This is a genomic window from Nitrospira defluvii, assembly GCF_905220995.1.
GTDB classification, from domain to species: Bacteria; Nitrospirota; Nitrospiria; order Nitrospirales; family Nitrospiraceae; genus Nitrospira_A; species Nitrospira_A defluvii_C.
The window spans coordinates 383,380-404,163 of record NZ_CAJNBJ010000001.1; the positions used below are offsets into that span (position 1 = coordinate 383,380).

Below are 20,784 nucleotides of genomic sequence, written 5' to 3' on the forward strand. Positions count from 1 at the left end.
GACCCGAGTGGGAGACAATGTCGCCAGCTATCGTGGGGGTGCAACCGACACACATCATGCCCGCCTGTGGGAGCCCGTGGGCGACGCTGTCACGATATCGGCTGAGGAGGCAGGCAGCTCCTCCGTCACCCCGCTGTCGACATCTGGAGAACCGTCCAACGTCGCGGGAATCGGAACCGGATGATAGTTCGGAAGAATCGTGCGAAGGAGCCCGAGCACCGTGGCGACATTGCCTTCAGCGGCCGACTCCTCCAGTTGCGCCACGAGGGTGGACAGGCGAGTGAGATCACGTCCCGAGTCCGACACGACGGCGAGCACCTTGGACACCGCCGTCTTCTCGACCCGTTCATGGGCAGCGACCAACTCTTCCACCAGTTTTTCCCCCGGTCTGCATCCCACATAGGCGAGGACAATGTCTTTGTCCGGGACAAACCCGGCCAGGCGGATGAGGTTGCGCGCCATCTCCACCACACTGATTTGCTCACCCATCTCGAGGACAAAGAGCTCTCCCCCCTTGGCCAGACGTGCGGCATGGAGCACCAGATGAACCGCTTCGGCCACCAGCATAAAATAGCGGCGCATCTGCGGGTCGGTGATCGTGACCGGCCCTCCTGCCTTGATCTGCTCAAGAAACAACGGCACGACACTGCCGTTGCTACCCAGGACGTTGCCGAACCGCACGGTCGCAAACCTGGTGCGCGACGAGCGCCCGAGTTGTTGTAGCAGCAGTTCCGCAACCCCTTTGCTCGCGCCCATCACACTGACGGGATTCACGGCCTTGTCGGTCGAAATGAGAATGAAGCGCTCCACTTCATGGCGATGCGCGGCCTCGGCCACAATGCGAGTGCCGCCGACATTGTTCAACACCGCTTCACAAGGGTTGCCCTCCATGAGCGGCACGTGTTTATGCGCGGCGGCATGAAATACCAGCGTCGGACGATATTCGGCAAACAGCCGGTTCATCTGGCCGACCTCAGTGACGTCTCCGATCACCGGAGCGATCGACGAATGCCCGGCGGCCATGAGCTCATTCGCGACGGCGAACAAGCCGTTCTCATATCGATCCAGCATCACCAACATCGTCGGCGCCAGTCGCGCGACCTGCCGGCATAACTCCGAGCCGATCGACCCTCCGGCGCCGGTCACCAACACGCGCGCCCCTTGCACCAGCGCGCGCAGAGGCTCGGGGTCCAAATCGACCGGAACCCGGTCGAGCAGGTCTTCAACGGAGAGGTTGCGGATCTGGCCGACCTCCACGCGACACTGCAACAGGTCTCGCAAGTTCGGGAGGGTTTGAATCGGCAGATGGAACGGTTCGAGCGCCGTGACCACTTCCCGAATCGTGGCGGGTGCCGCACTCGGCATGGCCACCAACACCACGTCTGGCGCGTCCTCGGCGATGATCTCCGGCAGGCGGACTCGGCTTCCCAAGACCTTTACTCCGTGAATGCGGTGTCCGACTTTTGCGGGATCGTCGTCCACGAACCCGATGGGCCGGTAGCCGGACGAGGGATTGTTCCGCATCTCCCGCACAATCATCGCTCCGGCATCACCCGCCCCGACGATCAACACCCGCTTGCGGCCCGTCCCCATCCAGCCACGCTCCCGCAGAAGCCGGGGAATCGCGCGCACCCCGGTTTGGAAACAGAACAGCAGCAGCGCATCAATGACAAAAATCGAAGATGGATAGGCCCGTATCCCCAACCCCAGCCTGACCACTCCCACAAATACCAGGGTACTGAGCGCGATGCTCAGCGCCAGATCACGGACATCCCACAAACTCGTGTAGCGCCAGAGGCCGTCATAGAGCCGGAAGGGATAGAAGGCCAACGCCCGGATCGCCAACAACAACGGGAGCAGGGTGAGGCACAACTCCCACTGAGCGGCCGGAACCACTTGATCGAAACGAAGCAGAAAGGCCGCGACATTAGATAAGGCCGCCAGCCCCAGATAGGCGAGGAAGAGGAGGACACGCCGATGGACGGCCGTCATGGTTGTGGAAACCAGAGTCGACATGACAGTCTCGGGACAGAGAGTGACTCGAAACCCCCGATGGGACCAGTCAAGAACATACTCCGTCTCTAATCGCCGAATCCAGCCCTAGGAGATGCCTCAGGGCCAATTCAGAGAGGGACTGCGAGCAGGGCAGACGGCTCTGCGAACGTCAGGCTGATCGGCCAACTGCAAACAATACTTTGTAGTCACAGACCGGCTGGTCCGATTCGATCGGGACAGGCTGCGCATAGACCGCCATGCCGTCAACCACCGCCGCGGGAAACGGAACGAGGGTTCCAAAGAACAGCCGCTTGAGCCAGCGCTTCCCGGTCATGGTTGAAGGAATCAGACGCCACGCCGCCGCCACTCGTTTGAGCCGGCCCACCAAGGCGGCACGCCAGGAGGCAGGCTCAGTCGGAAACGCGCCGAACAATTCGCACGCAAAGCCGGACTGTTGCAACAGGGCCGACAGCTGCCGGGCGGAGTAATATCGGCAGGCATAGGAATTGGGATTGAACTCCGGCCACTCAGGGTTGACCGTGCAGAGGACCAGCCGCCCCTGCGGAGCCAGCACCCGCCGGCACTCCCTCAAAAACGTTTCGACGTCTGCAAAAAAATAGAGTGCCTCGTAACAGACGATCACGTCACGGGATGCTGCGCACAACGGCAAGGCTTCGGCTTGGAGTCGCACCAACGGCGTCGCGCCCTGCACAGCGCGGTGCGCCTGGCGCAGCAAAGGTTCGGTCAGATCCCCCCCGACAATCGCCTCGGCTTGCCGCCCCAGATACCCGAGTCCGACGCCGGGGCCGCAAGCGACTTCGAACACTCGCCGACCGCGACAGAAGTCCAACGCAAACCGGTACCGCGTATAGACCATGGACAACGCCTCAGGCGTTACCCACTCGCCGCACGTTTCGGTCACGGGACTGTAATCGGGAAAAGTCACGGCTGCATGGAGAAAAACGTCCGGAGCGCGGCCACGACGAGATCGACCTGCGCCTCGGTGGTTTCGGCGCTCATCGGCAACGACACCACTTCCCGGCAGATGGAGAGGGTTTCCGGAACGTCCGGGGCCGCCAGCCCCAGACCTTTATGCTCCCACATGGGCTTCTGCCAGTGAACCAAGGTCTCGATCCCCTGCTCCTTCAGATAGGCGCGCAATTGCTCACGCACCCTGGTGCGGATGACGTAGTTCTGAAAGATGTCCTTGCGCCGGGTCTCGTCGAATTGAGGAATGCGCAGCTGTGTGATTCCGGACAGGCCCCGATGGTAGGCAGCAGCGATGCGACGCCGGTGGGCGATCCAATCGGGCAAGTGGCGGAGCTTCACGTCCAACACCGCCGCCTGGACGTTGTCCAACAACGCGGTCTGCCCATGGTAGTGATATTCGCCGGTGGCACGGTCCTCGCCGTTATAGCGAAGGAGTGTCGCCATGCGGGCCAGCGCCGCATCGTTCGTCGTAATGGCTCCCCCGTCCCCGAATCCGCCGAGCACCTTGAAGGGATAGAAACTGAAACAGCCGGCCCGCCCCTGGCTCCCGGCGCACTTGCCGTCGAACGTGGCCCCCAACGCCTGGGCCGCATCCTCGATCACCGCCAGCCCGTGCTTGTCGGCCAGCGCCAGGATACGGTCCATCTCACAGACCCGTCCGTTCAGGTGCACAGGAAGCAGCGCTTTTGTCTTCGGCGTGATGGCGCGCTCAATCAGGTCGACATCCATGTTGAAGTCCGGGGCCACGTCGATCAGCACCGGCTGTGCGCCGCAATGGACGATGGCCGACACCGTCGCGACGAACGTGTGGGCCACCGTGATCACTTCATGGCCCGGCCCGACTCCGGCGCCGAGCAGTGCGAACAGGAGCGCATGGTAGCCGCTGTTGACGCCGACAGCATATTTCACGCCGACGAACTCGGCCAGATGCTGTTCGAAATCCTTCAACTGGTGCCGGTTGACCAGATCACCGTTGGTCAGGCAATCAATGATCGCCCGATCGATCTCCGGCTTGAGCTTGGCGTAGTGACTGCGGGGGTCGATGAAGGGAACCTGATACGACATGCGCGGCAAGACCTTTACAGCAAGACCTTTTCCACTGCGGAGACCATCTCGTCTGCGCCGACGTAATAGGCCTGCTCCAGCACCGCGGAGGTGGGCGCCGGCGCATCCGGCAGACAGACTCGAGCAATCGGAGCTTTCAAGGCGTGAAAGATGTCTCCCGCCACCGAGGCGGCGATTTCAGCAGCAATCCCGCCGCTCACCCAGGCGGCATCGGCAATGACCAGGCGGCCGGTTTTGCCGACGGACGAATACACCAGGTTGCGATCCCAGGGTTTGATCGAACGCAGGTCGATCACTTCCACATCGATCCCTCGCTGCGCCAGCCGCTCGGCTGCCCGACCGGCCTGGGCCGCCATATAGGACGTGGCTGCCAGGGTGACATCCTTCCCGCTCCGACGGACCGCGGCCGACCCGATCGGGACTTCGTACAATGCCTCCGGCACCTCACCCTCCGACTCATATAACCAACGGTCGTCGATGTAGAGCACGGGATTTCCGTCCCGGACGGCCGCGACGAGGAGCCCTTTCGCGTCATAGGGAGTAGCGGGCATGACGACCTTCAGTCCCGGCACATGCGCAAAGAGCGCCTGCACGGCTTGAGAATGTTGCGCGCCCTGTTCTCCTCCCCGGTTGATCACCGCCCGAATCACCACCGGCACGGACACCTGCCCCGCAAACAAATAGGACCAGTTTGCCGCCTGATTCATGATCGGGTCCGCCGCCAGCAGCATGAAGTCCATGCGCGGATGAAACACAATGGGGCGCATGCCCGTGATCGCCGCGCCGATGGCCGCGCCGGTCGTCGCGTTCTCGGAAACCGGAGAGTCGATCACCCGCTCACGGCCGAATTCCTTATCGAGATCCTGCAGGCTCGTGCCCGCATACCAGGGATTTCGAACGCCCTGTCCGATCAGGAAGACGCGCGGATCCTGGGCAAGCAATTGGGCATGGGCCTCCCGAATCGCCCTGGCGTAGCTCAACCTGCGCATCTTCTTAGACTCCTCGCCGGGACACGTAGACATGGTGGAGTAATTCGCTGTCATCCGGGGCAGGGGACTGGCGAGCAAAAGTCACGGCCTCCTCAACCTCGTCCCGCACAGCGGCCTCAAGCGACTCGAACCGCTCCGAGGACAGCCCCTGTGCGCGGAGCCGTTCCCGGCATCGTGCGATCGGATCCCGCTGCCGCCATTCATCCAGTTCACGCCGCCGGTCCTCGCCGACCTCAAGATCGGCTGCCGGTCCGACGTGGCCCCGCCATCGATAGGTCCGGCATTCCAAGAGTGTCGGCCCATTGCCCGCCCGTGCACGTTGCACAGCCTGTTGCGCCGAGCTCTGTACGGCCATGACATCGTTCCCGTCCACCCGTTCACCCGACAGCCCGTGCAAATCCGCGCTCTCCACGATATTGTCCTTGACCCGTCGCTCTTTCAGCGTCAAGTGCGTAGAGTACAGATTGTTTTCACACACGAACAAGACGGGAAGTCGGTACAAGGCCGCCAGGGTGAGCGACTCATGAAAGTGCCCCTCGTCGGTGGCCCCGTCGCCAAAAAACGCCACGGCGATCTGCCCCGTGCCCCGGAGTTTCGCGGAGAGGGCGGCGCCTACGGCCAACGGAATGGTCGCCGCCACCAAGGGGACCGTGCCGAAAATGCCCTGCGCCGTATCGACCAGATGCATGGAGCCCCCGCGCCCGCGCGCACAACCCGTGGCCTTGCCGAAAATCTCCGCCATCATGGCGCGCAGATCTCCCCCCTTTGCGAGATAGTGCCCATGCGAGCGGTGTCCGCCCCACAGACTATCGTCCGGCTGCAACGCGGCGCACACACCGGCCGGAATGGCCTCCTGTCCGATCGAGAGGTGGCAGGGGGTCTTGATCTCTCCCGCCAAGACCAACTCGCCGATGCGATTCTCGACGGCGCGGATCAATACCATCATCCGCCAGAGCGACTGCTCGATAGTCATCACCTCGTTTGACGCTCCCGTTCCTTGCACGTCACACGCCCTTTTCAACAATCAGCGGAAGCGGACGGGCCCCCTTGCCTCGTGCCAGCGCGATCGCGGTATGGAGGAGAATGCGGAGATCGGTGCCGAAGCTCCTCTGCCGCACATAGGCCAGTTGGAGCCGGAGCTTCACCGGCCGGATGGTTTCTAAATAGACTTTCTCGGGATCGGGGCTTCCCTTGAGTAACGCCCCCTCATCGATATTCCATAAGCTAGCCCAGTCCGTCAACCCTGGGCGAACCGTCAGAATGACGCGCTCCTCCTCCGAATACAAGTCGACATAATGCTGCACCTCCGGCCTCGGCCCGACCAGACTCATCGTCCCGCCGCACACGTTGAACAACTGCGGCAATTCATCCAGCTTGTGTTTTCTCAACCAGCGACCGATCGGGGTCACCCTCGGATCTCCGTCCGGCGTCGACGGTCCGCCGAGCCGGTCCGCGTGCTGCACCATGGTGCGGAACTTCAACATGCGAAACGACTGTCCCCTCAACCCCACCCGAGGGGCTCGATAAAACACCGGGCCGCCGTCGCTCCACGTAATCACCAGCGCAATCACGAGCAGGAGGGGACTCAACAGCAGCAGCAACACCGAAGCCACCAGCACATCACACAGACGTTTCATCACTTACACCCGCTCTCCGGAGACCACGGCAGCCGCGCGACGGCTTCCGGTCCATCCCACCCTGCGCCAGAATTGCGGCAAGCCGACCAGTCGCACCAGGCCCCACAGGGACCCAAGCCCATACCCCACATGCAGCGTAACAAAGACCAATGGCAGCAGGAACCCGATCGCCGCCGACCGTTCGCGCCACGCGGCATGCAGTGACGCAAGCAGGTTCACCACGCCGTAGAGGCCGGCGATTCCGACACTCCCCCACAAGAACGACGGCATCACGAGACCTGCCGCCGCCGTCACCACCACCGACAGCACGAAACCCAAGGGGATTAAATGGCGCAACGAAATCGACGTGCCCGAACTATAGGCAAAAGGCAGGATCGCCCACTCCCCGTTGCTCCAGTTCTGGCTCCAGAAGGATCGGATGGTCGAACGGGCATAGTAGTTGGTGCTGATATCGGGCAGCAGGAGCATGCGGCCTCCGGCCTTGCGCAGCCTGACACTGAAATCCATATCCTGTCCGCGAACAAGCGCCGCATTAAACGGACCCCTAGTATCCAAGGGTACATCACCTCCGCCTGCGGTCTCATGAACGGCCGGCTCGTCCGATGCCGGTACACGATCAAACGCCTCGCGCCGGTAACAACCGCAGAACACGGTATCCACCCAGGTCGGGCGCGAGACATGGATGCGAAAGTACGAATTCCCGACTCCGAATGGATGGCCGAGCGCGGCAGCAATGGCCCTTCCCATCGGGCCCTCCGTCGCCGGGACGGTGTGCATCACCCCGCAGACCACATCGGCCCCGTACTCCTGTAGCGCATCCACACAACGCCGGAGATACCCAGGCGCCAGACAGGCATGGGCGTCCACTCTGAACACGATTGGCCCCCGCGCTTCCCGTAACCCCAAATTGAGCGCCTTCGGGGTCGTCCGGCCCTGGTTGTCGATCACGCGGACAGACTCATGGTCGCGTGCATAGACCTCAAGCACCGCGCGCGTGCCGTCGCCACTCATGCCATCCACGACCAGCACGAAGAGCCGATCGGACGGATAGCCGTTGTGCACAATCGAGTCCAGACATCGTGCAATGAACGCCCGCTCATTGCGACAGGGGACGAGCACGGTAATAAACGGTAACGGCTGCTGTGCCTGCATCTCGCGTTACTCCGTACGGGCCGGTAGACCCTCGACCGGTCGGGATGCCCGCATCGCCAGGCGAGTCCACAAACCGGCGGCATAGGACGCCAGCGTGATCACGATGGTCGGGACCAGCAACGCGTCGATCACCAATCCTTTATATCCCTCCAAGCCTGCTCGAACGAGCGGCGGAATGTAGGCCACGAACCCACAGGGCGCCAGGACCGCCAACACATACTGCCACCGAGACCAGCGATCCCGGTTCGCGTCGGCAGACAGGTAGGCGTTGTAACAACGACTCCAGATCCATCCCCAGACCATCGCTCCCAGCACCAAACCAAGTAAGCCGAAGTTGAGATACCAGCCGGTTGCGTGATGGATACTGAATCCCTGCTCGCCGACCCCTTCGATGATGCCGACCGAAGCCGCATAGTGCGAATAGATGTCGCCCGGCCGCTCCGGCCAGAGGATGCGCGGCACCACCGAGGCCAGCAGCGAGGTCAGGCTGGAACCGTAGGTCAACGGCGAATGGAAATACAAGACCCCGTACAAGGACAGATGGGCGCCGAACGCTTCGTTGCTCGCCCGGATTTCCGGAACCCACTGGGCCGCTTCCCACCAATCGATGCCTTCCCAAAGATCCGGTAGAGGAAAGGCCCGCAAGAAGTCCACGAGCGCGATGCACAGGAACATGCCCCCGGCCCCGGCTGCCACAAGCCCCCACCGCACGCTGCGCGCATTGGCCAGGTAAAACAGCCCCCCGAGAATCAGCCCTGAGAACAGTTCATTCTTGTTCCCCAGCACCGTGACATAGCCGAATACTGCCGCCAGCACCAGCCCATACCCAATCCCGACGGCGATGGTGGGCTCGCCCGCCAGCCAGCGGCCATGCCGGCCGGTGAACCAGACCGCACCCCCGAGGGCGAGGGAAAACAGCGCGACTCGATTGAGGACCTGATGCAACGTGAAGAGCGGCACCATTTCGCCCAGTCCCCCTCGCGTCGCGGCATAACCGGACTTGCCCAACAACATGGCGGTTGCAAGCTGGTCCTTCACGATCAAGAAACTCGCCACCCCGGCCAAGACGGACATCACGAGCAGGCTGACATGGGAGATCCACAAGGCCGGACGGAGTGGGTCGGGACGGGAACGGGCTTCGACGAGCCCGGCAAGCGCCGTGAGTTCGATCACGATCACGAACAAGGCATAGTAGAACAGGGTCTCCTGATAGGCGCCATTGAGTTCCACCGGAAACACTTTGCGATAGAGATAGTGGTGCTGCATCTGACTATCCGCACCCAATCCATCGGCCACGATCGACCACCCGCCATGCATCGACCAGAAATACAAAAACAAGACGCCCAACGGAAACGACAGGCTACCCGAGCGCTGGTACAGCAGGGCGGCGAGCCCGGCGATACAGGCAGTGGTGAGAGCCAGTAGGAGGTAAAAATCCATCTGTCGATTCCCTGTCAGTCCTGACGCTGATCCTGCAGCCCGCCACTAGATGGCGCTGACGCGTGGACGCCGGTTTCCCGGCTCCCGCGCTTCCGGATCAACCATCGATCGACAACCAGATCGTCCAATCCAGACTTGAGCAACACCTCGATCGCATCACAAGCCCCGCCCACGATGGGAGACCCGTGCAAATTGAAGGAGGTATTGAGCAGCACCCATCGGCCGGTCAGCCGTCCAAAGGCTTCGATGAGCCGATGGAAGGAGGGGTTGAGCTCCTTCCACACCATCTGCACCCGCGCCGTCTGGTCGGCAGGATGAACGGCGGCGGCCAACTCAGCCCGTCGTTCGGTGGTGTGAAACGCATGCATCATGTGCGGGCTGATCCGCGGCTGCGGCAACGAAGCAGGCACATGGACATACTCGCAGGCCCGTTCACCCAGGACCGCCGGCGCGAACGGCATCCAGAAATCGCGCTGCTTGATCAGCCGATTGATCGTCTGGACCACGGACTGGTTGCTGGGGTCCGCCAGGATAGACCGGTTCCCCAACGCCCTCGCCCCGAACTCCATGCGCCCTGAGCAACGAGCCACAATGTGACCCTGCGCGAGCAGCTCCGCCGTGCGGAGTTCCGGATCATCAAGTTCATGAAATTCCACGACCTCGCCGTAGCGAGCGCGAGCTTCGGACAGGTCCGTCCCCGCCTCCGGCCCAAGATACAGACCGTCGAACCGAATATCGGTGAGCGCGCCACCCTGGCGAACGTGACATTGCCAGACCGCCCCGAACGGCAGCGTCTCGTCGCCGCAGGAAGGAAACACGTCGAAGTATTCGAGGCCAGGCAACGAGGCGATGCGTTGATTGGCCTTCACGTTCATGAAGACTCCTCCCGCCGCAAGCACCTTCCGCACACCGGTGTTCTCCACGGCGCCGGCAATCCAGCGCAAGACCAGTTCTTCCGTGAACCGCTGCAATCCTGCGGCCACCAGATCGAACCGAACCACGCGAAAATCCCGCAAGAGTCTGGGCAACATCGCGCTCGTGCGCTCTGGGATGGCTCGACGAAACCGCAATGGATCAGCCGGATCGAGATCGAGGTACCGTGCAAACACCTTCGCCTGCAGGTCCGCCTGCTCCGGGTCCGCATAGGGCGCCAACCCCATCACCTTGTATTCATGCTCGTGCGGCCGCATGCCCAGCATATGCGTCACAGCCGCATAGATATTCCCCAGCGAATGGCCGGTCGGCGTGGCGGCCAACAGCCGAAGCGCCCCGTTCTCGGCGAGATACACATGGGCACAGGCATCGTCGCCCCCGCCGTCCAACGTAAACACCAAATGCGGTTCATGCCCATTCTGACGCAGGCCGTAGTAGGCGGACGCGGCATGGTTCGAATGGTGATGAAAGCGGCTGACAGGAACCCCGTCGAGGCCACAACGCGCCAACTGCTCCGCCACCGTCCGGTTGTTCACCTCGCCACGCCGCGCCGCTTGCCACTCCCGTATCCGATTCTCCACCGAACCCGGAAACATGCCTGCCAATCGAGCGAGCGATCCGGACAGGTCCGCCTCCCGCAGCAACTCTCGTCCCGACCGGCCGCGCCGGGCATATTCACGCAACAATTCGTCGCGAGTCTCAGCCTTCGGGCTCCGCAGATTGCTCAGACAAACATGGTTCAGGTTCCGGGCGTTCAAGCCGAAGTGTTTGACGCAGTGGAGGACCGCTTGGGATGGAAAGCCGATGGCGCCCTTCTCACGGGTCAGGCGTTCCTCCTGCACGGCAAACAGGATCTTGCCGTCCCGGCAGAGAACAACCGACGCCTCGAAGCCCTCGTTGATGCCAAGTATCAGCATCCGTCGCGCCTCCCGAGCGCCTCATGGTAGACCGCGAGAGTCTGCCGGGCGATGTGGTCCTGAGCCACAACCGCGATGGAGTCTCGACCGTTGGACCTCGCCGGCCTCGCGAGCAATTCCGCCAAGGCCCGCGCGATCTGTGTCGGGTCCCGGCCCACGATCCCGGAGGGCGTCACCGCGGCCAGCCGTTCCCGCACATCTCCGACCTCCACCGACAGCACCGGCAGATTACAGGCCATTGCTTCCTGCACGATGGTCGGCGACCCTTCCCAGTCGCTGGTCAGCAGCAAACAATCGGCCCCATTCATCATAGTCGCCACCATCGCCTGGGGCACCAGCCCATCCAGCAACTGCAGACGAATCGGCCCGCACAACTGTTCGGCCTTTCTCACCGCCGCCTGGGCCAGGTCGAGGCGTTTCACCGCCGGTGACAGTCCCGCATTGAAGAGCACAATCCGTTCAGTTGCGCCCCAGCCAAGTTCGGCCCTCGCTTGCGGTTGGGGGCGAGGGACAAACACGTCGGTATCGACTCCGGATGGCAGCACCAGCGCGCGATCACGCCGCCACCACAGACGCCGTTTCAACTCCTGACTCACACAAATCATCCGTGCCGCTTTGCGCGCCGCATACTGGGAGAGCCCGCGCCGGACGGCGGAACGCAGCCACGGGTCGCTGGGCGCGGGATTCAGATCACTGCCGCGAAAGGTAATGACCAGCGGGACCATCGTCATCAAACCGGCGAGACAGGCGGTCACGGTCCCGTATTGCGCATGGATCAGGTCCGGACAAAACGAGGCGATGCACCGGCGCAATCGCTTCGACTCGCGGCTCACACAGGCCAGGTCCGTGCGTGACTCCAACGCGAAGGTCTCAGGAACCACCCCCAGCCCGCGCATAGCCTCCACCTGCTTGCGCGCAAAAATCATCGCTGAGCCTTCGGCCGGTCCAGGAAAGACATACAACACCCGGAGACTGCCGTTCGTGACAGCGCTCGCCGGATCCGAACCGGGCTCAACCCTGCGCATGACCTCGACCATCATGGCTGGCTTCTCCCCCTCACGGTTGAACGAACCCGAAGGTGTCGCGATACACCTTCGACCGTTGGAGCAGCCCGGCGAACACCTCGTGCCCGGTGCCGTTCCAGTGGTTGTCGTCCGGATACTCGAAACGAAGGCGACGCTGCGCGTAGTCCGCGATAAACGCCGGTTGCATATCAAGCACCTCGAACCCCCCCACGCGCGCCCGGTCCATGAGGTGCGCGCGCATGATGGAAAAGTAGGAGCCTGACACGGCCTTCAGCGCAGAGGCGTCGTAGAGTTCAGGCCTGGGCGCGTCCACCACCAGCGCGATACGAGAAGCCGGCAATCCCGCCATCTCGGGCAGCTGCCGGAGGAACGCCTCGATCACCCGGTCCGAATCCGCCACACGTTCCGACGTCGCCTCCGCCGCGGTATTGCCGACAAACCGTGGGCGGCTGATGGCCGACTGCCCGGGCCGATAGGCAAACCGTTTCCACACGTCTCGAATTTCCAGGTTCACGTAGAGGTACATCGCCAGGGACGAGCCGCCGACCCAGTCACGCCACCAAGGCACAGGGCGGTCGAGGCGGGTCAGGGTGAGATCCCCCGCCGGCGACTCCGCGAAGTAATGCAACCCCGGCTCATTTTTATATTTGCGCAGGCTTTCATCGAAATCATTCCCGACGATCACCACCGTCAATCCAGCGGGGTGAAAAGTGTCCCGCACGTAACGGGCATAGGCCAGATACTGGCTGAGCGACGACCCGGACGTACCAAACCCGTACACCCGGCCCGCGGCCCCGACCGCGTGAGCGAGTCGCGCGACGCCCGTCTGTGCGAAGGGCACCATCACGGCTTCCACGAAACTATCCCCGATGACGGCCAGCAACGGCGTGGTGAGCGCCGGGTCATAGTCATGATCGTTGATGAACCCATAATTGTTGGTGCGAACACGGTTGACGATCGAAAAGTTCCAGCCGCGCGAATACACCGACTCGCGGTGGGGTGTAAATCGAAACACAGGATTCTGTTCGTCCACCGAGAGCCCACGCAACCCCTCGTTGACCGGCAACAGGCGGAAGACGCCCTCCAGCACAAGCGCGACCAGGCAACACGCCAGCAACACCACGACTGCTCCCAGCCAGATGTTCCGCCGGGAACGTGCTTGCCTGTCCGGGACACATAAGGCTTCGCCGTTCTGGAAGTCGCGATGCTCCATATAGCCGGTCACGCATCACACACATGGGCGCCGAGTTGGCGATCTCTCTATGACGAATGCTCCGGTGTCCCGACGGCCATGAGGGTCGGCACGGAGCCGGGTGCGGTCTCACGCAGACGCGCCGCCATGCGACGGGAGAACAGTAGTCCGAGCAACAGGCTGGAGAGCGCATACTGCACCGTGGTGGCGACCGCAATGCCGAGCAACCCGCCCATCAGGAAGCCGATCCCCTTCAACGCGAGACCGGCGAGACTCGTCCCGATTTCCACCTTGGCCGGAACGCTGGTGTCACCTTGGGCATAAAACGCATTGACCAGCACATGAGTCAGCCCCCCGAACAACAACAGACCAGCACCGGCCAGCAGAATCATCTGGATGGTCCCCCACATCTCCGCGGTCACCCCCAGGGAGGACAGACCCTCACCGAGGCTGCGGCCCAGCGTCGCCATGCCTATCAACAGGACGGTGGCCATCGCGCCGGCCCCTCCCATCCACAGCAACCGCACGCGGCACAGCCGGGCAAACTCAAGCCACCTCCCGCTCTCCGCCAGCGTCGCCAAAGTCGGAACCACCGGGGTCACGAGTCCCTGGTTGAAGATACGCACCAGCGCCGCCATCACTCGCCAGGTCATATCCAGCAGCACCAGGCTGCCGGCGGCGAGGAACGAGGTCAGGAACCGGTCCACCACAAACCCGGTTCGCACACAAGCCGCGCTCAACAACAGGGGACGGACACGCATCCACAGCTCACGAAACACGGTCTGGTGGGTGGTAGTCCCAGGCGACCAGGGGCCCAGGCCCTGCAGCAGCAATAGCGCCGGCCCACACCACAGCAGCACCTGCACCCAGGCCGCGAGTCGCACCCCCAGACTCGGCAACCCCGCGACCAGGAGGCTCCATCCAATCAAGGAGCACAGCAACACCGCGCCGCTCGGCCACAGAAACCGGTTCCTGGCCTGGTAGAGCGCAGACAGGACCGTGAAACAGGCGGCGCCAAGCAGACCCACTAGTTGAATTCTTGCCAGTTCCACCGCCAACAAGGCCGTGGGTTCGGCAAATCCAGGAGCCATCACCGGCACCAGATATGGCGCCACCCCATAGAGCAGCAACGTCGCCAGCGCAAACAACGAGCCGATGCCGACAAACAACGGCCAGGCCAGTGCCGCCCGTTCACGTTCCTCACGAGCAGCCAGCAGCGGCACCAACACGAACGACACCTGGTCCAACACCACAGCCGAACAGAGCTGCAACACTGTCGAACCGGCGTAGAGGGCATCGGTGTGACTCCCCGCCCCCAGGCGCGCGATCGTGTACCATTGAATGCCGAACGAGGTGAGCAGCTGCCCGGCGGTCAACAGGGAAAGACTCACCCCCACGCGCACGCCGTTCCGCTCCAGACTTCCTGTCATTGCTGCCTACTCCTCACGCGTGGAGGGGCCCGTTCCCAGGCCTCGCCGGCTCACGATGGCCCCTTTGACGGGCACAAGTCAAGGCGCGACGCTTCGATCTCCGCGCTTCTGCGTTGACGTTTCGCCTCGCGCCCTCTTATGATCGGCTCCCATTGTGCGGCACCCAACTCCCTCCACATGGCGCTTGTGGCTCATTGTTGTCGGACTGACATGGCTCGCGCCTTTCCAGGTAATCGAGTCGGGCGCTGAGCCCTCCAGATCGTCGGCCTCGGCCGCCGGCGACCTGGAACTGCACCTGGACACCACCACCTTCCTGCTCAACCTCGAAAAGCAGGGACTGGAGGACAACACCTTCACGAACGGCCTCGGCCGGGATACCACGCTCATCGGCAATCTCCTGAATGTCTATGCGCGAAAACGGCTCTTGTCTTCGGTCGAGCTGGATGTGGGTGTCTTCGCAAATATGCCCTTCGGCCATGACACGGAGGTGTCGCAGGTCCGACCGATCGTTCGTCTGCAGTATCGACCGACGGATGAGATCATGACGGTGCTCGGCACCCTCACCAGGCCGCACCGCGACTTTCACGATGCCGTCTTCGACAACGCCAACCGGTTCGTGCGACCGCTCGAACAGGGCGCGCAGGTCCTCGTGAACTCCCGGTATTACCGGCAGGATCTGTTTATCAATTGGGAACAGGCGTTTCGGGGCTCCGCCACGAATCGCTTCGATGTGGGTTATGCAGGCCAATTTCTGGCCGGCCCCTTCCGGTTCAACGCCCAGGCCCATTGGGTCCACAACGGCCAGGCACTGCTGAAGCTGGATCGATCGTTCGACACCGCCGACAATCTCGTGACCGCCCTGGGGCCAGAACTGGTGCTGGAACCCTCTACCTATTTCCCGGCGCTCACCTGGTGGCGGCAGGCGGGCATTCGCGCCACCTACCTGACGTCGTTGAATGAACCGCTTGCCGGTGGCCCGGCCATTCGCGGGCGAGGCTATGAACTGACTGTCTGGATGGACGTCTCCGGATGGAAACCGTCGGTTTCATTCTGGAGAGGACGACATTTCCTGAGCCAGCAGGGTGATCCCGAATATGCCGCGAGCAACTTTCCGGAGTTCGGCCTCTCGAAAATCATTCCGCTTGGCGAATCAGCCTCTATCGAGTTCGGTGTCCAGGCACGCCGCATCCGGGCTTTCTTCACGGAAGACGGCATCACCTATCAGAATCGTGACACGTTCAAGTGGGTCAACCAGCAATATCTCCTGTTCAATTGGAATTGGGACACCCGCGATGGACGGCTGTTCCGTGATCTATTCCCTATGAAGGACAGCCCTCCGCCCGGAGCGCCTGCGGCTGACAGGGAACGGCGCTTCACCGCCAAGATCGATGCGCTGACCTACGTCTACCACATCAATTATTCTGGCCTCGGGCAGATCGGCGGACGTCCCGTCGCCAACACGACCTTCGCCGGGCAATACGTGGCGCCGGTGCTGCGTTACAGTCCCTTGTCCCGGTTGAACCTCGACGTCGGTGTGTTCGCCGGGTTGCCGATCGGAGACACGCAACGATTTCACACGGTGCAACCGATCCTCTCGGCGGAGTACGAAATCTGGCCGGCGGTGTCGGTCATCGCGGGGACGATCAAGCGGAACCACCCGTTCGTGGACGCACTGTTCAACGATGCCTCGCTGTTTTCACGGCCGATCGAGCAGGGCTTCCAACTGCTCGTGAATCGCGAGCACTATCAGCAGGACCTGTTCATCAACTGGAATCAGCTTGAGACATTTCAAAAAGCGGAACGGTTCGACGTGGGATATGCGGGACGCGTGAGCGCCGGAGTTCTCTCCTTCAACGGCCAGGTCTATTGGACGCACAGCGGCGGCGCCCAGTACTCCGAATCACGAACCTTCTTCGGCGCCGGTCTCCCGAGAGACCGGCCTGCATCGAATAATTTCCTGACCGCCTTCGGCCCACAACTGACGTTTCAACCCAACCGCTATTGGTCGGCCCTGTCGTGGTTCAAGGAGATAGACGTGATGGCGCTCTACCTCACGAGCCAGCATGAACCGACACAGAGCGGGCTTCCGATCGAGCGTGGTCGCGGCTATCAGCTCACCGCTGGAGTGAATCTGGACGGGTGGCGCCCGTATGTCACCTTCTGGCGCGGCGAGCGTTTCGTGAACGACCAGGGCGACCCGGCCTACTACGCCGGCAACTTCACGGAATTCGGGCTATTAAAGGATGTCGCGCTGCCCGCCGGGTTCTCACTGCGCATCGGCGGGTTCGGACGCACCATCGACGGCCGCGTGACCCATACCGAATACGCGCTGCTGAACTGGTCGTGGGATCAGTCGCCCTGGAGGGGCTTCTGCCTGCGTCCGACGCTGCTGCATCGAAACGAGTCGTCCTGCAACGGGTTCTGAGACGCACTTCTCTCTTGCCACCTCGCGGCAAGCCCGTTAGAGTAGGACGCAGCGAAATTCACGGGCGGTTTGTTCAGGTGGAGGGGCTATGTTCCGCAGATGGATCGGTGCTGTGCTGGGAATTGTTGTCGTGTGCGCACCCGGGCTCTCCTGGGCTGAAACCTATGCGGCCTTGGCGCTGGGGCCGAATATCGCCACCCTCGACACCACCGACGTCGGCAAGTTGGACCTGAAGAGCAACATCGCATACGGCGCCAAATTCGGGCACTACTTCGACGATCGCGGATTCAACTGGTTCGGCCTCGAAGTGGACATGTACCGGTCGCAGTCGAACGTCAAAGCGCAGAATCTCCCACGACAAGGCACCAATCTGCTGCTGTCAGGCCCCATTCCCGGCAGCGACTTCCTCGTTCATTCCCTGGCCTTCAATGCGCTGGTTCGCGTGACCGGCTACCAGTACAAAGTCGAACCCTATGCCGGGTTGGGAGTCGGCCTCAACATGGGAAACATTTCCGACGGAAACTTCCGGCCTGAGGCGGCCTTTGCCCCGAGCTTCAACGTCTTGGCGGGCATCAAATATTACTTCACGCCAAAAATCGCACCCTTCATCGAGTACAAATACAACTTCGCCCACTTCACATTCGACCGCTCCAACGTCACCGCCGACTACCGCGCCAATCTGTTCATGTTCGGCGTCGCCTACCACTTCGGCCGCTGACCGACGTCCAGGCCTGGAATCCCCCTTCCCCGGTAGAGTACTCTTGTCCCATCACAACGCCGTCGTTGAACCGAACGACCGGCCCTGCGCGACCTCGCGTCCGTGATAGTGAGCTCCGAATAGGCAATCGCGCTGAACGCTATGACGACTCTCCGGCAAGCCTGCTACCTGTCGATTGATCTGGAAGACTACAAACACGCTACTATGCTCGACATGGGGCTGGAGCCGCGCACGAATCCTGAACAAACCTGGAGAGGCGTCACCCGCATCCTCTCCGTGTTACGCGAGACCAAGAGCCACCCTGCCGTCACATTCTTCACCACCGGGCAGGTGGCCAGGGACCAGCCCGACCTCGTGCGTGAGATGGCGGCACAGGGTCACGAAATCGCCTGTCACAGTGATCAGCATGAGAATGTCTACTCGCTGAACCGAGACAAGTTCCTGCACAATCTCCGTCGAGCCAAAGATGCGCTGGAGGCAGCCGGTGGGCAACCGGTGATCGGCTTCAGGGCCCCGAACTTTTCCATCGACGAGCGGACTACCTGGGCGTATCCCGTACTAGCAGAGGCGGGATTTACCTACGACTCCAGCCTGGCCACGAACCATCCGCGAACCAAGGCGGAAGCCTACGACGTGATGACCCTGTCCGATAGAGAACTGTTCGTGTTTCCCATTTACCGCCACATGCTCACGGGAACTCACGGCATCCGGGTCATCGGCGGGACCTTCTTCCGGTTGCTGCCGCTCAGCCTGATCGTCACGCTCATGAAGAAATCGGCCGCGCTCGGCTACGTCCCCTTGATCTACCTCCACGCTGCCGATGCCGATGACCAACCAAACCCGGTCCGGTGGAACGAGATGCGCCGCCTCCCGTACGCTTCGCGTTGCGCCTGGAGCCTGCGTCAGCAACAGTGGCTGCTGGGGGCGCATAGCGTGGCCGACAAACTTCGCAGCATTCTCACACTATTCGCCCATCAAGGCCCGATGCAGACGGCGCTCCCGGTGCACACCGCAGTCCGATGAACCAGACCTTCTTCATAGCCTTTCCGGCCTGACCACCATGTATATCCTCGGCTTGGCAACCATGGGCGAAAGCGCCGCGGCACTGCTCAAAGACGGCATCCTGATCGCCGCCGCGGAAGAAGAACGGTTCACCCGCATCAAACATGAGGGCTGTTTTCCTCTCCGCGCGATCGCCTTCTGTCTGGCCAAGGCCGGCATTTCGCTGGCGGAGATCGAACATGTCGGCGTCTACTGGCAGCCGTTCCGGATGGGCACCCGCGCCAGAGGGATACTCAAGACCGCGCTGCAAAATCCCGCCTCCTTTCTAAGACAAACAGGCAGCGCCCTTCGAGAATTCACCCCGGCCGGCGGCGGCGACTCCCCCGCCAGCCAGGGCAGTTGGATAGAACTATTTTTTGTGCGGTCTCTCCTGCAGAAACATTTTGGCCCCTTCCGTGGCCGCCTGCATTACCTCGATCACCACCGCTGTCATATGGCAAGCGCCTTCTTCACCTCTCCTTTCGAAGAGGCGACGATCCTCGTCTTCGACGGCGCGGGGGAAGAGGTCTCCACGACATTAGCCGTCGGGAGCGGCACCAGGCTGACGGTGCTGCGATCGATCCCCTGGCCCCATTCGCTCGGCCATTTCTACTCGACCATGACGGGGTTTTTGGGCTTCACCATGTTGGATGGCGAATACAAGCTCATGGGACTGGCGCCCTACGGCACACCGGAACACCTCTCGTTCATTCGCAGGAACATGCTGATCACCGATACGCCCGGCTCCTACCGACTCAACCCTGCGTTCGTCGATTACCATGCCGCACTCCAAGGGCATTTCCCCCAGGCGCTTCGGGACATCTTTGGCGACCCCCGACAGCACGACGCGGCACCCTTCACCGACCGGCACCGGCAGATTGCGAGCAGCATTCAGGCGGCGTTTGAAGAGGTCGTGCAGGATTTGGCCCTATGGGCGTTTCGGGAAGGCGGACAGATAAGAAACCTGGCCGTTGCCGGAGGATGCGGGCTCAATTGCGCCGCGAATGGTCGCCTGCTCCGCGAGGGACCGTTCGAACGGATCTATGTGCCACCCGCTCCGCATGACGCCGGATGCACAGTGGGCGCCGCCCTCCTGGTCTATCACGAGGTCCTGGGGCATCCACGAACGTTTGAGATGACCCACGCCTACTATGGGCCGGCGTATGGAGATTCGGAGATCGGCCAGGCGCTCAGGGCAGGGGGAATCGAGACGCACCCGATCGGCGACGAAGCGACGTTGCTGGCAAAGACGGTCGAGGTGTTGACGGGGGGCGGGGTGGTGGCTTGGTTTCAGGGAGCGATGGAGTTCGGGCCGCGTGCGCTCGGGGCGCGCTCGTTTCTCGCCGACCCTCGGCATGAAACCATTCGCGACACCATCAATGCCAAGATCAAGAAGCGAGAATTGTTTCGGCCCTTCGCGCCGTCGATCAAGGAGGAGGCGGCGGACGAGTATTTCGGCTGCGCCCAGCCAAGCCCGTTCATGAATCTGACCGTTCCGGTGAAACCAGACAAGCGCTCACTCATTCCCGCCGTCACCCACATCGACGGATCAGCCAGAGTGCAAACCGTGCGTCGCACCGACAATCCGCGTTACTGGGCTCTGCTCGACCGGTTCGAACGCGCAACCGGCGTGCCAGTCCTCCTCAATACGTCATTCAATATTCAAGAACCGATCGTCTGCACGCCCCAACAAGCGCTCGCAACCTTTCTCAACAGCGGCGTCGATGCGCTGGTGATGGGAAATTATTTTGTTGAGAGGGGGAAAGGGACGTACAAGGATACATCCAATGACGGAACTACTATCACGCCATAGGTAATGCAGGTCGAATGAAAGT

At 62.2% G+C, this 20,784-nt stretch carries 16 protein-coding genes; 4 read left to right on the forward strand and 12 right to left on the reverse strand.

Going from position 1 to position 20,784, the window contains the following annotated elements:
• Positions 1-54 precede the first annotated feature (54 nt).
• The 12 genes from KJA79_RS01875 to KJA79_RS01930 form a co-directional block, all read right to left on the reverse strand.
• The gene (locus KJA79_RS01875) at positions 55-2,016 is read right to left on the reverse strand and encodes a polysaccharide biosynthesis protein (RefSeq protein ID WP_213040300.1); all 1,962 of its coding nucleotides are present in this window, start codon (positions 2,014-2,016) and stop codon (positions 55-57) included.
• A 148-nt stretch (positions 2,017-2,164) separates the two neighbouring features.
• Positions 2,165-2,941, reverse strand: coding sequence for a class I SAM-dependent methyltransferase (locus tag KJA79_RS01880; RefSeq protein ID WP_213040301.1), 777 nt, complete (start codon positions 2,939-2,941; stop codon positions 2,165-2,167).
• A complete protein-coding gene (locus tag KJA79_RS01885) occupies positions 2,938-4,050 on the reverse strand; it encodes a DegT/DnrJ/EryC1/StrS family aminotransferase (RefSeq protein WP_213040302.1) in 1,113 nt (370 codons plus the stop codon). The genes KJA79_RS01880 and KJA79_RS01885 overlap by 4 nt, the downstream gene beginning before the upstream one ends.
• 14 nt (positions 4,051-4,064) lie before the next feature.
• Entirely contained in the window at positions 4,065-5,039 is a 975-nt protein-coding gene (locus tag KJA79_RS01890; protein ID WP_213040303.1) for an alpha-ketoacid dehydrogenase subunit beta, read from the reverse strand.
• A gap of 4 nt (positions 5,040-5,043) precedes the next feature.
• The gene (locus tag KJA79_RS01895) at positions 5,044-6,012 is read right to left on the reverse strand and encodes a thiamine pyrophosphate-dependent dehydrogenase E1 component subunit alpha (protein WP_213040304.1); all 969 of its coding nucleotides are present in this window, start codon (positions 6,010-6,012) and stop codon (positions 5,044-5,046) included.
• Between the two features lie 31 nt (positions 6,013-6,043).
• A complete protein-coding gene (locus tag KJA79_RS01900) occupies positions 6,044-6,676 on the reverse strand; it encodes a sugar transferase (RefSeq protein ID WP_246507366.1) in 633 nt (210 codons plus the stop codon).
• A 3-nt stretch (positions 6,677-6,679) separates the two neighbouring features.
• A complete protein-coding gene (locus KJA79_RS01905) occupies positions 6,680-7,828 on the reverse strand; it encodes a glycosyltransferase family 2 protein (protein ID WP_213040306.1) in 1,149 nt (382 codons plus the stop codon).
• A gap of 6 nt (positions 7,829-7,834) precedes the next feature.
• Positions 7,835-9,268 (reverse strand): hypothetical protein, encoded by a 1,434-nt coding sequence (locus KJA79_RS01910; RefSeq protein ID WP_213040307.1) that lies wholly within the window; start codon positions 9,266-9,268, stop codon positions 7,835-7,837.
• A 14-nt stretch (positions 9,269-9,282) separates the two neighbouring features.
• A complete protein-coding gene (locus tag KJA79_RS01915) occupies positions 9,283-11,118 on the reverse strand; it encodes a carbamoyltransferase C-terminal domain-containing protein (RefSeq protein WP_213040308.1) in 1,836 nt (611 codons plus the stop codon).
• Positions 11,112-12,158, reverse strand: a complete 1,047-nt coding sequence (locus KJA79_RS01920) for a glycosyltransferase (protein ID WP_213040309.1) — start codon at positions 12,156-12,158, stop codon at positions 11,112-11,114. Before KJA79_RS01920 ends, KJA79_RS01915 begins: the two co-directional genes overlap by 7 nt.
• 16 nt (positions 12,159-12,174) lie before the next feature.
• Complete coding sequence (locus KJA79_RS01925) at positions 12,175-13,368, reverse strand: hypothetical protein (RefSeq protein WP_213040310.1); 1,194 nt, start codon at positions 13,366-13,368, stop codon at positions 12,175-12,177.
• 35 nt (positions 13,369-13,403) lie between these two features.
• Positions 13,404-14,765: a lipid II flippase MurJ gene (locus KJA79_RS01930; RefSeq protein WP_213040311.1), complete on the reverse strand. Its 1,362-nt coding sequence runs from the start codon at positions 14,763-14,765 to the stop codon at positions 13,404-13,406.
• Positions 14,766-14,949: 184 nt separating this feature from the next.
• Between KJA79_RS01930 and KJA79_RS01935 the strand changes: the two genes are divergently transcribed.
• From KJA79_RS01935 to KJA79_RS01950, 4 genes are all read left to right on the forward strand, one after another.
• Positions 14,950-17,190: a hypothetical protein gene (locus KJA79_RS01935; protein WP_213040312.1), complete on the forward strand. Its 2,241-nt coding sequence runs from the start codon at positions 14,950-14,952 to the stop codon at positions 17,188-17,190.
• An 88-nt stretch (positions 17,191-17,278) separates the two neighbouring features.
• Positions 17,279-17,908, forward strand: a complete 630-nt coding sequence (locus KJA79_RS01940) for an outer membrane protein (RefSeq protein WP_213040313.1) — start codon at positions 17,279-17,281, stop codon at positions 17,906-17,908.
• A 141-nt stretch (positions 17,909-18,049) separates the two neighbouring features.
• Complete coding sequence (locus KJA79_RS01945) at positions 18,050-18,931, forward strand: polysaccharide deacetylase family protein (protein WP_213040314.1); 882 nt, start codon at positions 18,050-18,052, stop codon at positions 18,929-18,931.
• Positions 18,932-18,968: 37 nt separating this feature from the next.
• Positions 18,969-20,762 (forward strand): carbamoyltransferase family protein, encoded by a 1,794-nt coding sequence (locus tag KJA79_RS01950; RefSeq protein ID WP_213040315.1) that lies wholly within the window; start codon positions 18,969-18,971, stop codon positions 20,760-20,762.
• The last annotated feature ends 22 nt before the right edge of the window (positions 20,763-20,784 follow it).